Source organism: Vibrio sp. Vb2131, from assembly GCF_033338535.1.
GTDB classification, from domain to species: domain Bacteria; phylum Pseudomonadota; class Gammaproteobacteria; order Enterobacterales; family Vibrionaceae; genus Vibrio; species Vibrio alginolyticus.
The window spans coordinates 104,852-117,814 of the sequence record NZ_JAWOSW010000015.1 but is presented as its reverse complement, the minus strand read 5'-3'; the positions used below and the strand labels follow the sequence as shown (position 1 = coordinate 117,814).

Genomic DNA, 12,963 nt, shown 5'->3' with positions numbered 1-12,963 from the left:
CAACTTAAACCGTCGCTTTAATCACTCGTGATTATGCGTCTGTACGACGGCCACGACCGTGACCACGTTCACCACGATGTGCACCACGGTGATCACCACCACGGTTGCGATCGAAACGACGTTCGCCACCTTCACGATTACCATCGCGGTTGCCGTCACGGTTACCACGGAAACCACCTTCGCGACGACCGCCTTCACGACGATCACCACCACGATTGCCGCCTTCGCGGTTGCCACGGTAACCACCGCCATCACGACGACCACCTTCGCGACGACCACCGTCACGGCGACCACCACGAGACTCGCGGAAATCATCGAAATCACATACTACAGCACCAACATCTTGTTGACGGATACGTAGTTTGCTTAGCTTGTTCGCCGCGTCTGAAGTCATTGCTTTAGGTAGCTGTACGAATGTGTGGCCTTGAGCTAGCTTGATCGCACCGATAGAACCTTTACCTAGACCTAGTTCGTTTGCTAGAGCGCCAACGATGTCTTTAACTTGAACGCCTTGCTCACGACCAACTTGAAGCTGGTAAGTATCCCAGTCTTGGTTGTTGAAGTTACGACCGCCATCGCGACCACCTTCACGACGCTCTTTACGACGTTGCTTGTCACGCTCAATTGCTTCAACCATTGGGTCTTCGCCAATGTAGAACAGAGGACGTTTGCCTTGCTGACGCTTAAGAAGCATAGCAGCAAGTGTTGCTGGGTCGATGTCTAGAGAAGTTTGTAGTTTCTCTACCAACTCAGCAAATTTGTCTAGTGCTTTGTGCTCTTTCTCTGCTTCAAGCTCAGCGCCTAGCTTAGCTAGACGAGCTTCAGCAACTTGGTCACGTAGAGGAAGTTGGATTTCTTCCATAGATGACTTAGTTACACGCTCGATAGTGCGAAGCATACGAATTTGGTTAGTGCGAACTAGAAGGATCGCTTTACCCTTACGTCCAGCACGGCCAGTACGACCGATACGGTGGATGTATGACTCAACATCAAATGGGATGTCGTAGTTGAATACGTGCGTAATACGTGGAACGTCAAGACCACGAGCTACAACATCAGTTGCAACTAGGATGTCAATAACACCTTGTTTGATGTGATCAACAGTACGCTCACGTAGAGACTGAGGAATGTCACCGTGCAGTGCAGCTGCTTTGAAGCCACGTGCAGATAGCCAGTCAGCCAGACGCTCAGTATCTTGACGAGTACGTACGAATACGATTGACGCGTCAGTTTCTTCAGTTTCAAGAAGACGAGACATTGCTTCATCTTTCTCTACACCTTTCACTACCCAGAACTGTTGTTGAACTTTGTCTACAGTGTGGTTTTTACCAGCAACGTCAACCGTTACAGGGTCACGAAGGAAACGTTCAACGATCTTCTTCAGCATTGGAGGCATCGTTGCAGAAAACAGAACGCGCTGTGCTGACTCTGGAGCGTGCTCCATGATCGCAGTTACGTCATCTACGAAACCCATGTTTAGCATTTCGTCTGCTTCATCAAGAACGAAAGTACTAACTTCGTCTAGGTGTAGACGTTCGCGATTGATAAGATCTTGAACACGGCCTGGAGTACCGACAACTACATGAGCGCCACTTTTAAGAGCACGCATTTGGTCGACAATAGATGCGCCACCGTAAATCTCTAGAACTTTCAAACCTTTGATATTTTTTCCAAGGTTTTTCATTTCCGCTGCAACCTGAATTGCCAGCTCACGAGTCGGAGCAAGTACAATCGCTTGCGGTTTGCGTTGGTTTAGATCGAGTTTGTTGAGAAGAGGCAGAGAGAACGCTGCTGTTTTACCTGTACCTGTTTGAGCTTTACCCAGCGCGTCAGCACCTTCCAATAGGTGTGGGATTGCCGCAGCCTGAATTGGAGTTGGTGACACGAAACCCATTCCGTCTAGAGCAGAAAGGATAGAATCATTCAGAGATAAATCACTGAATTGAATAACAGAATCTTGCATTGGGATCCTACTTAATTAAACAAAAAAACAGTCCCATATGCTCTTCCAATTCGATACTGATCCATCCAGATACTGATTCCATTCAGACGGGAACACAGCACAGTACACAACCGCGATAAGCCATTAGGGACGACTAAGGGAGGCGGATTATTCCTTAAAAGCATAAAAAAATCCAGAAAAAATTGAATTACATCACAATTTATTCTCAACAATGGTATTTTTAGCATATTTTTCCACCAACCCTACCATTCCCCGTAGATTCGCGTAACTCACAGATGAGAATTTCATCAATATTTAAGCCAATTTCTCGTGGTTAAATTGGCAAAATTCACGGCGAAATTACGCTCCACAGGTAGTAATAATAGCTCGCAATGATTATAGTGTGCCCAACTCCATAGGTAATTTAAGAAAAGATGTTTCAAGATAACCCACTACTCGCTCAGCTTAAGCAGCAAATCCAAGAAAACCTGCCTAAAAAAGAAGGCTCAATAAAAGCCACAGATAAAGGCTTTGGCTTTTTGGAAGTGGACAGTAAGACGAGCTTCTTCATCCCGCCTGCGTACATGAAAAAGTGCATGCACGGTGACAAAGTCGTCGCCATTATCCGCACCGAAAATGAACGCGAAGTTGCAGAGCCACAAGAGCTGCTGGAACAAGCCGTGACTCGCTTTATTGGTCGAGTAAAAATGTTCAAAGGCAAGCTCAACGTAGCACCTGATCACCCACAGCTTAAAAAGCTATCTCTTAAAGCGAAACTAAAGAAAGGTCTAAAACCTGACGAGTTCGCCGAAGGTGATTGGGTTGTCGCACATCTTATTCGCCACCCTCTAAAAGGCGATAACTCTTTCTTCGTAGAAATTTCTGAAAAAATCACTGACGCGAATGATAAAATTGCGCCTTGGTGGGTAACGCTTGCTCAAAACGATCTACCAAACTCTGAGCCAGCAGGCATCGATAACTGGGAACTGAAAGACGACGCGGAGCTAGAACGCGTAGACATGACTCATGTTCCATTCGTCACTATCGACGGTGAATCGACTAAAGATATGGACGATGCGCTGTACGCGAAGAAAACTGTATCTGGCGATTTCGAACTCACCATCGCTATTGCGGACCCAACCGCCTACATCACACCTGAAGATGAAATGGATAAAGTAGCGCGTGAGCGTGGCTATACTATTTATCTTCCAGGACGCAACATCCCGATGCTACCTCGCGATTTAGCGGACAACCTATGTTCTCTGATTGAAGGTGAAACCCGCCCTGCTATTTGCTGTACCGTAACGGTAAGTAAAGATGGTGTGATTGGCGACGATATTAAATTCTTCGCGGCAAACATCAAATCACATGCACGCCTAGCATACGATCACGTGTCTGATTGGTTAGAAAACGGCAGCTCTGAAGCATGGACGCCATCTGAAGAGATCGCGACCATCGTTCGTGATCTTTATGAGTTCTCTCTTGCTCGCGCTGAATGGCGTGAGAAAAACGCAGTGGTCTTCCCTGATCGTCCTGACTACCGTTTTGAGCTCAGTGAAGATAACGATGTAATCGCTATCCACGCAGACATGCGCCGCAGTGCAAACCGCCTTGTTGAAGAATCCATGATTACCGCAAACATCTGTGCAGGTCGTACATTACGCGATAAATTTGAAACAGGTGTTTTCAATACGCATGCTGGTATCAAGAACGAGAAGATTGAAGAAGTGGTTCAACTTGTCAATCCAGAAGGCCAGTTGGAGTTCACAGCGGAGTCTATTGCTACACTAGAAGGCTTTGCTGCATTGCGCCGCTGGTTGGCTGCTCAAGAAACGTCTTACCTAGATAACCGTATTCGTAAGTTCCAAGCATACAGTGAAGTGGGTAATCAGCCTCTGCCTCATTACGCAATGGGTTTAGACATCTATGCAACTTGGACATCACCAATTCGTAAATACGGTGATATGATCAACCACCGTATGTTGAAGGCCGTCATCCTTGGTAAAGAACCCGTACAAAAACCAGATGACCAAGTAGGCGAAGAGCTAGCTCTACATCGTAAACATCATAAAATCGCTGAGCGAAATGTCTCAGATTGGCTATATGCACGTACGCTTGCTGATGAGCCGAGCAAGAAAACTTGTTTCACAGGTGAGATTTTCGATATTAATCGTGCAGGCGCACGTGTCCGACTTCTCGAAAATGGCGCAGCAGCCTTTATTCCTGGTGCACTAATTCTTGATAATAAAGAAAGAATTGAGTGCAATGGCGACAACGGTACCATCTCTATCGATAAAGAGGTCGTATACAAACTTGGGGATACATTGGAAATTGTCCTTACGGACGTAAACCAAGAAAACCGCAGTTTAGTTGCAAAGCCAACCCAGGTATTCGCTGAACAACCAGCAGCACAAACAGAACAGACTGTAAGTGAATAATACCGAATGAAGTCAAAAGGCGCTCTATTGAGCGCCTTTTTTATTTGTTATGTAAAACGATAAGAAAGAGTATGCCGAACATTGAGATCATTCGCTTTAATCACTTCTCTGCGCGCAAAAGTGAGCGTTACACTGCAACACATAATGGGTTATATATTGTTGAAGAAGGTGCCCTATTAGTTCATCAACCTAATGGCGAGCAATTTGAACTTAAAGCCGGAGATTTCACACTCTATAACTCCGCAGATCTGAGCAGTGCAGAAGCCGTCTCTAGTGACGGAGGCTTTAAAGCACTGGCTTTAGTCTTCAATCCAAATATATTCTGTGACTTTAAGAAAGCGCACCCGATGCTACGTTCCAAAACGGAAGAAAGGCGCTTCTATCCTTTTTCAACGCAATCCAGTAGCGAAGTAGCACAATTGAAGGACATGTTGGTTAAGTTAGCGAGTCGCAATGCTCCAGACTACACACAAAGCCATATCGCAATGGCATTGCTGTCGTTGATGGTTGAGGTAGAGCCAAACATCCTATCTATCATAGATGATGCAAGTAGCCTGAGCGACTCTCAAAAAGCCATTAAGTACATTGAGGGTAATATTGAAAAAGACATCACGCTAGAAGGCTTAGCGGCTCATATGAGCATGTCCATCGCAACCTTAAAACGTCGCCTCGCCGCAGATGATCTTTCGTTTTCTCAGATATTAAAGGTGAAACGGATAAACTTCGCAGCAACCCAACTGCGCAAGTCAGAAAAATCAATAACAGAAATAGCGTTTGAGTCTGGTTTTAAAAGTGCAGCGCATTTCAGTACAGCATTTAAATCCGTTTACAACATGACCCCCAAAGACTTTAGAAACCAAGTCGTTAAGCCTAAAGTATAAATCATGTCGGCATTCGCATCCGTTGGGCTCACCCTATTCCCAAAAACACGCTTGAGGATCACGCTCCAATTCGTTGAGTAAGTCCTCAAGCATTCGGCTAAATGGAAGTGGCTTATAAGGCACCCACCTTAACAGCTCGTTGTGATATGTGGGAACATAGAAATACCAAAGTTGGTTGTCCTCATCAAACATGATCTTCGCGACGGGAGAAGTATACTCGCTATGCTGGGAGTCGAGGAGAAAATGCGCCCGATGAAGCTCAACGCCATTTTCTACTAGCTCATAGAGGCACTTGCCCTGTTCGACAGGCAAGTTAGCATTACGCGCAGAGCAGAGCGATTGAACTGATTTGTATAAACGACTTGTCGCCATTTGGGACACTGACATCAACGTTCTCCCGATGGATGATAGTTAGAGCTGCCGATCCTAGTATATAACCTTTACATCATCACCGATGGTAGTTATCTACCTAACTCAAGTATAAGATAGCTATATTATCATTTGCCCAGATTATCATCTCAGTCCACTTGGAAACGCTAGCTCCATCACCTCTTGACTAGAAACAATTCCCCTGTTTAGCGCTAACAGTTCACAAAAGTGTAACCTGAACGCAATATCATAAACTCTGCTTTATCCCGTATATGGAGTTTAATATGTTACGTTTTACTGTGGCGACGTTATTGGCCATAGCAGTCTCCCTCCCTACCATTGCAAAAGAAATCAACATCTCGGGTTCAACGTCGGTTGCTCGTGTGATGGATGTACTTGCTGAGGAATACAACAAAACACACCCAGACGATTACGTTGCTGTTCAGGGCATTGGTTCGAGTGCTGGTATCACCATGGTCAATAAAGGAGTAGCCGAAATAGGCATGAGCTCTCGCTATCTGACTGAAAGCGAAAAAGGTGAAGATCTCAATGTATACCCTATCGCTTATGATGGCCTCGCTGTTGTTGTAAACCGTACCAACTCTGTAGAAAACCTTTCTCAGCAACAGCTGTTTGATATTTACAAAGGTAAGATTAAGAATTGGAAAGAGGTCGGGGGCGCAGATCAGCCTATCGCGGTGGTTACTAGAGAAGCGTCTTCAGGTTCACGTTACAGCTTCGAAAGCTTGCTGGGACTGACCAAAATCGTTAATGATCGCCTTGTCTCAGATATCAGCCCAAACAACTTGGTTGTAAACAGCAACAGCATGGTAAAAACCATTGTTAACCATAACACTCGCGCCATTGGTTTTATCTCTGTAGGGTCAGTAGATCGCTCGATCAAGGCGATTCAGTTAGATGGTATTGACCCAACCTCGACAAACATTAGCAATCATAAGTACAAGTTGGCGCGACCATTCCTAGTGCTATACAAAGTAGATAAGATTAGCGATGCAGGTAAAGGTTTTATCGCTTTCCTTCGTTCAGAGCAGGGACAAAAAGCGATTGCAGATTACGGTTATACGCCAGTAAAAAACTTTAATCAGTAAAAATGAAAAAGAGAGCACCCTGATGCTCTCTTTTACTATGTCGTGTTCTATCCGGTTTCGGAATTAGAAATGCAGTTGAATTACAGAGACCACAACCGCACCAGGTCGACGAATACCTTCAATTTCCACTTTAATTTCGCGCTCAATCTCCAAACCTTTTTTGATTGGCGTTACTTTTGTTAACGTGCTGACTGCACGAACATTATTGCCTGCTTTGACAGGGTAAGGGAAACGGACTTGGTTTAAACCCAAGTTAACTACCATTTTAGCTGTTGGGAACATTGGCTTGTCTGGATCGACTGAATCCGTCAGTTTAGGCAGCAATGCTAATGTTAAAAAGCCATGAGCGATAGTTGTCTTAAATGGAGATTCAGTTGAAGCACGCTCTGGATCAGTATGAATCCATTGCATGTCTTCCGTTACCGCACCAAATTGGTTAATACGTTCTTGAGACACATGAACCCAATCACCAGTGTGAATAACTTCGCCAATTTTTTCACTTAACTCGTCATAAAGCTTTTGAGCCTCAGGTGCCATTACGATCGGTGCAGGTTGAGGTGCAACTTCTTCGTTGACGGCTGGCTGCTGGTGATCACGAACTTTTGAGAAAAGAAAGCTATTTTGAGCTTTCCCCAAAAAGTCACTCCAATAATCGCGTAACGTTGGAGACATCCAATTCATAAACTCGGATTGATGAGCAGAAATCGCATCAACTTTGTCTTTAAATAGATTTGTGACCTTCATAAACACCCTTAAGAATTCTAAGCACAACTGGCTATACCAGTTAATTTTGAATTAGTTCACAAAGTCTTGCAAATACTTTCGGGCGAACACATGTACCCTAAAAGCATGTTATGTCTTATATATCAGCAAGATAACAATAAAACACCATTTTATTGACGTGCGCCAATATAAAGTAAAAACTCTATAAATTGGTACTTTTTGTCCCTTTTTCACTCCGTTTTCAAACTGTCCAACATCACATCAGTGATCATAAAACAAGCAAACAGTACTTCTATTATAATTCAGCACTTTACAAGTCGGACTATGCTCCTTATTATACCGCCCACAACGGAGAGATGGCTGAGTGGTTGAAAGCACCGGTCTTGAAAACCGGCATACGTTAATAGCGTATCTAGGGTTCAAATCCCTATCTCTCCGCCACTTATTTAGAGAGCTCGCATTTATTGCGAGCTTTCGTCGTTTTAGCTCTTACAAAAACGAGATTTAGAAATCCTCGCTCGTAAGCGAATCCAGCACTTCACTATATTCCAGTTAAAAGCCCGCTAATGTTTAGCGGGCTTTTAACTTCGATTTTCTAAAGTTTAAGCAAACTTCTTAATCATTTCAGACAGGTCATTGGTGCAATTTTGCACTTTGGTGTTCATATGATTCGTTTCAGTCATCAGTTCATACGATTCACTGTACTTTAAATTAAGCGACTGGATGTTTTCATTTATTTCATCCGTTACATAAACCTGCTCTTCTATCGCGACCGCAATTTGTTGGTTTCGTTCGACGACGTCCTGAACAAGGGATTCCAATTGTTGAATGCTATCCAAAGCAGTACCTAGCAATGTTACCGTTCCGGTCGACATTTCATTACCTTTCTCTAACGCAGAAACCGCTGATTTGCTCCCATTTTGAATCCCTTCAATGGCCGATTTAATCTCTGTTGTCGATTCCTGAGTTCTTTTAGCTAAGGTTCTCACTTCATCTGCTACAACGGCAAACCCTCTGCCTTGTTCGCCTGCCCTCGCGGCTTCAATTGCAGCGTTCAACGCTAATAAATTAGTTTGTTCGGCAATACCATTGATGACTTCAACAACGGTTCCAATTTGCTCGGTTTGTTGGTTCAAACGTATGACCACTTTAGATATTTCGCCGAGCTCACCCACCAGCTCTAGTACCGATTGGTTAACATTATCGATAACGCTACGGCTGTCTATCATCGTATTTTGCGCTTCTAACGTAGCCTCGGCGGTCGCTTGAGCATTATTTGATATCTCAGATGAAGAGGCTTGCATCTCGTTGACCGCTGTTGCGACCGAGTCAATCTCCACTTTCTGTGCGCTTAAGTTCTCCGTCACTTGCTGGCTATTTGTCGCAGCACTGTTAGCACTTGCGCGCGTTTTTTCGCAAGAGTCTTTTACAGACACGCCAACGCGCCCCAATAGCGCATTGGCAAATTGCTTACGCATCTTCATACCCAGCTCAATCTCAGCCAGATCGTTGATTCTTCCGCAATAAATATATTCCATGAGTGGATTGTTGAAGTCTTGCCTAGCCTGTTTAGCGAGCTTCTCAACTGGTCTGGTTAATACATAAATAGAGAAAACGGAAAGTAACGCAACAACGCCAAACGCTATCACTGGTGATTGATTCATTTGTAGAATGAGTAAGCCAAGAAGGTTTGAAATTAAAAGGAAGAAGGCCGATCTCATCCACAAACGTGTACGAGGAAGATACATTTTCCACGGCTTACGATTATTTCGAAGCTTCGAATACGCTTTTTCCGCTCGCTGGATGTGTATACGCTCAGGTTTAAATCTCACTGATTGGTATTCCACAACTTCACCATTAGATTTTATAGGAGAAGCAAACGCGTCAACCCAATAATAGCCGCCGTTTTTACGTCGATTTTTGACCTTCCCATCCAGTGTTTGCCAGTTTTCAGGTGAGTCCATAAATCTTTAAAAGCCTGTTTTGGCATATCAGGATGACGCACAACATTGTGGGGTTTACCGATAAGCTCCCCTTCATCAAACCCCGCTACTTCATTAAAGTTTTCACTGGCATATTTGATGTAACTGGAGGTATCGGTAATGGAAACTAGGCTGTAACTCGAAGGGTAATCGTATTCCGTTTCACTCATAAACATGTGTCCTTACATTGATTAATTAACAAACGGCAAATATGAATTTATCAGCATAACATTTACATGCATAATGATAGATTGATTCAAAAATAAAACAAAATTATTGACAAGCTTACTTGTTACTTAATGACTCTAGTCGCATTTTTATCCTCTACTACAAGGCTTCGTTGATATGCACAAGACTGAGCACTGTTCAAAATTAATACACAAAAGCGCTTCCGTACTGAGTTCGTAAATTGTTATAAGTAATCCACTAAAACGAAAACAAGGAAGACAAACACAATGACTATTCACTTTCGTCAGCTTACAGCTAAGAGAAACACGACACACTTGTTTATTGACGATTGGAAAATTAACACTCAGCAGTCTTGGGGGATATTCAGCGCGGATGGAGATATTGGCTCTCTGCTTGGAGACCTTATTTGTGATGAAATGTCACCAAATAGTGGGGAAATTGAGCTAAATGGGCTATCCGTTGCGCAAGTGTCGTTATCAGAGCAACAGCGATTACTGGAAAGAGAATTAGAAAAAGATGATACGGATTTTCTTGATCGTATCGACCAAGGAAGCACTGTTTATTCATTAATCCTAGAACAGAGCCAAGACACTAACTTAACTGAACAGCTAGTTAATGATCTCGACCTAAGTCATCTTAGAGATAGTGGCTTCCGTGTTCTCTCTACCGGAGAAACCAGAAGAGTAATGCTCGCCCGAGCTTTAGCCACACAACCTGACTTAATATTACTCGATAATCCATTTACTGGCTTAGATATTGCGCACCGAGCTGCTCTCGCTCGCTATTTACACTCGCTTTCTCAAAATGTGCAACTACTCATAACCTTCTCTCGCGAATCTGACATGCCTGAGTGGATCAATAGCATCGCGCTTTTCAGTGCAGGAAAGCTTGATAGTACAATGGATAAGTCCAGTTGGGATAATCATCCAATCATTGGACAAATTAAATCTCAGTCAGAACAACAGAGTGAAGAAATGATGAGCTTGATACGTCAGCATCAGCACTCGACACCATTCAACAACCCAATATTTGAACTAAAGAATGGGGCTGTTGAATATACCGATAAGAAGATTTTTACTGGCTTGAACTGGCGCATAGACAAGGGCCAACATTGGCAGGTCAAAGGTCCAAATGGTTGTGGAAAGAGTACCTTACTTGGATTGATCTTTGGCGATCATCCGCAATGCTACAGCAATGACATTGATATTTTTGGTAAAAAGCGTGGTACTGGCGAGACAATCTGGGAAATTAAGCAGCATATCGGTATGGTGTCTTCAGCGCTACACCTCCAATATCGAGTCAATTGCAGCGCATTAGAAGTCATTTTGTCAGGATTTTACGATTCGATTGGGTTGTATAACCAGCCAACTCGCAAAGAGATGAATATTGCAAACGAGTGGCTCGATATCTTACATATGAGCCAGTACAAAAAAACCTCATTCAAGCAATTAGAGTACGGTCAGCAGCGACTATTACTGATTGCAAGAGCCATCGTGAAACAACCCACATTATTGATTTTGGACGAGCCGTATCAAGGGTTAGATTTTTTGGGTAGACGGTTAGTTAAGAACACACTTGAGCTCATCGCTAGAGAGAATTTAAGCCAACTATTGTATGTGTCTCACTACCAAGAAGACCGCTTAGATAGCATCAAAAATGAGTTAGAGTTTGTGTTTGATGAAAATGCTCAGTGTTATAGAGCTAACGTCTACCAATCATAATGACTTCGCTGCGCAAGCTGCTTATAAGGTAATGGTTTGGAGTACAGGTACCCCTGATGATATCTCACTCCCATCTGCTTTAAGTGTTCAGCTTGCGCTATGGTTTCCACGCCTTCAGCGATCAATTGTACTTGTAATTCTTCCGCGAAGTGAACCATCGCTTTTAAGACAGAAGCACTAAGGCTAGGAATACCAATAGTTTCGACAAAGCACTTATCGATTTTTAAGTAATCTATGCGCATGTGCTGTAGAAATGCTAACGAGGTTTGGCCAGTTCCAAAATCATCGATCAGCACATCAATACCATGCACTCGCAGCGCTGCAATGCATTTTCTCGCCTCTGAATCAATGAGCTGACGCTCTGTTATCTCAACCCCTAATGAGACTTTGTTTCGGCTCAACTGTCTGTCGAGCAATTGAATTTTTCTGATCGCGTTTGGTCCGACTAAATAGCCAGGCGGCACGTTAATACCAAGGTGGACAGGCTGATCAAAGCCTAATTTACTGAAGTCCTCTGCCGCTTTATCCAGAACGAAATCAGTAAGTAAAAAAACCAATCCACTTTGCTCTGCCGCAGGGACAAACTCATCCGGAGAAATGAACCCCTTACTTTGATGCTCCCATCGCACAAGCGCTTCAAACCCGAATAACTGGCCGGTATCAACGTTAACTTGCGGTTGGTAATACAAGGTCAACTCTCCTCTTTTTATCGCTCTTTTAAGATCCAGTATCAAGTTGCGATGAGGATCAATAAACTTATTCAACGCATACAAACAAAGGTAGATCACGAAAATAATTGGAATTGAGTACAAAAAATAGGAAAGTGTTCTTTGTTTGACGAAAAGATCGCTGGCTTCACTCAAAGCTTCATACTCAAACATTTGCGACGATTTGATACCGATAGGATTACTTCCCGCTCTTAATGCTCCTTCGGGTGAAACTTGCTCATGGATAAACAGCGCAGAGCGTTTTAGGCGTAAATCGTTGTTAAACCCTATTGTCGCATTAAAGTAGTCATGATCGATAATCGTTACGGCTTGATAACCCCGCTCTCCTTCCGTTACCACTAGCAAGAACTGATCGTACAAGCTATCAACACTACCAAGCGCTAGCGTTTGTCCCTTGGGAAAGGCGATGTGCTCAGCTAACGGTTTAGAGATACTTCCCAATTTCGAAGAACAAGTAATGACTCCCTCTTTCACAATGAGCATTTCTTCAATATCTCGTTCAAACATTAAGCTTTGCTGGAGCTCTTCACATCGTTCAGGGTGTAGCAGCGCCGTGCGGTTTTCTGTCTCTATTTGGAATAAAATTTCATCTGCAATTTGCACATTTTTTTCTAATAAATGATTAAGATTGTTTTGCACGCTTTCACGAGCTAAATACAAAACTTCTCCAATAACCAAGGGAATAGGCAGAAGAAAAATGATGGCTTTTTTAAAAATCGCCTTATTCAGCATATAAAAGTAACCTTTTATAAAACCGATTTACTGAGATGGTACCTCGATTCCGATACCCGCTAGCAACTCACGTTTTTTAACATTATTTGTTTGGATTAACTCAGTATGCGAAACGCTGAGTAATACCGCAAACTAAACAATGTCTTATT

The 12,963-nt window shown here is 43.4% G+C and carries 8 protein-coding genes, 1 tRNA gene and 1 pseudogene; 5 read left to right on the top strand and 5 right to left on the bottom strand.

Annotated features, from left to right (window positions below):
• Positions 1 to 31: 31 nt before the first annotated feature.
• On the bottom strand, positions 32 to 1,963 hold the full coding sequence (locus R7E38_RS16360) for a DEAD/DEAH box helicase (RefSeq protein WP_104976537.1): 1,932 nt from the start codon (positions 1,961 to 1,963) through the stop codon (positions 32 to 34).
• Positions 1,964 to 2,376: 413 nt separating this feature from the next.
• On the opposite strand from R7E38_RS16360, the gene rnb reads away from it, so the two are divergent.
• Positions 2,377 to 4,380 (top strand): exoribonuclease II, encoded by a 2,004-nt coding sequence (gene rnb, locus R7E38_RS16355; RefSeq protein WP_047104463.1) that lies wholly within the window; start codon positions 2,377 to 2,379, stop codon positions 4,378 to 4,380.
• Between the two features lie 71 nt (positions 4,381 to 4,451).
• On the top strand, positions 4,452 to 5,261 hold the full coding sequence (locus R7E38_RS16350) for a helix-turn-helix transcriptional regulator (protein WP_137282527.1): 810 nt from the start codon (positions 4,452 to 4,454) through the stop codon (positions 5,259 to 5,261).
• A gap of 33 nt (positions 5,262 to 5,294) precedes the next feature.
• Here R7E38_RS16350 and R7E38_RS16345 read toward each other — a convergent pair whose 3' ends face one another.
• Positions 5,295 to 5,648 (bottom strand): DUF3024 domain-containing protein, encoded by a 354-nt coding sequence (locus tag R7E38_RS16345; protein ID WP_017635751.1) that lies wholly within the window; start codon positions 5,646 to 5,648, stop codon positions 5,295 to 5,297.
• A 266-nt stretch (positions 5,649 to 5,914) separates the two neighbouring features.
• On the opposite strand from R7E38_RS16345, the gene R7E38_RS16340 reads away from it, so the two are divergent.
• Positions 5,915 to 6,739: a phosphate ABC transporter substrate-binding protein gene (locus tag R7E38_RS16340; RefSeq protein WP_017635752.1), complete on the top strand. Its 825-nt coding sequence runs from the start codon at positions 5,915 to 5,917 to the stop codon at positions 6,737 to 6,739.
• A 63-nt stretch (positions 6,740 to 6,802) separates the two neighbouring features.
• On the opposite strand, the gene R7E38_RS16335 is transcribed toward R7E38_RS16340, so the two are convergent.
• On the bottom strand, positions 6,803 to 7,483 hold the full coding sequence (locus R7E38_RS16335; RefSeq protein WP_005375670.1) for a MaoC family dehydratase: 681 nt from the start codon (positions 7,481 to 7,483) through the stop codon (positions 6,803 to 6,805).
• A 329-nt stretch (positions 7,484 to 7,812) separates the two neighbouring features.
• Between R7E38_RS16335 and R7E38_RS16330 the strand changes: the two genes are divergently transcribed.
• Positions 7,813 to 7,903, top strand: a tRNA-Ser gene (locus R7E38_RS16330).
• Between the two features lie 161 nt (positions 7,904 to 8,064).
• Here R7E38_RS16330 and R7E38_RS16325 read toward each other — a convergent pair.
• Positions 8,065 to 9,614, bottom strand: a pseudogene (locus tag R7E38_RS16325) (PAS domain-containing methyl-accepting chemotaxis protein).
• 285 nt (positions 9,615 to 9,899) lie between these two features.
• On the opposite strand from R7E38_RS16325, the gene modF reads away from it, so the two are divergent.
• The gene (modF, locus tag R7E38_RS16320; RefSeq protein ID WP_176311608.1) at positions 9,900 to 11,354 is read left to right on the top strand and encodes a molybdate ABC transporter ATP-binding protein ModF; all 1,455 of its coding nucleotides are present in this window, start codon (positions 9,900 to 9,902) and stop codon (positions 11,352 to 11,354) included.
• Here the strand turns inward: modF and R7E38_RS16315 are convergent.
• The gene (locus R7E38_RS16315; RefSeq protein WP_226084062.1) at positions 11,342 to 12,814 is read right to left on the bottom strand and encodes an EAL domain-containing protein; all 1,473 of its coding nucleotides are present in this window, start codon (positions 12,812 to 12,814) and stop codon (positions 11,342 to 11,344) included. The two genes, modF and R7E38_RS16315, sit on opposite strands and share 13 nt — an antisense overlap.
• Between the last annotated feature and the right edge of the window lie 149 nt (positions 12,815 to 12,963).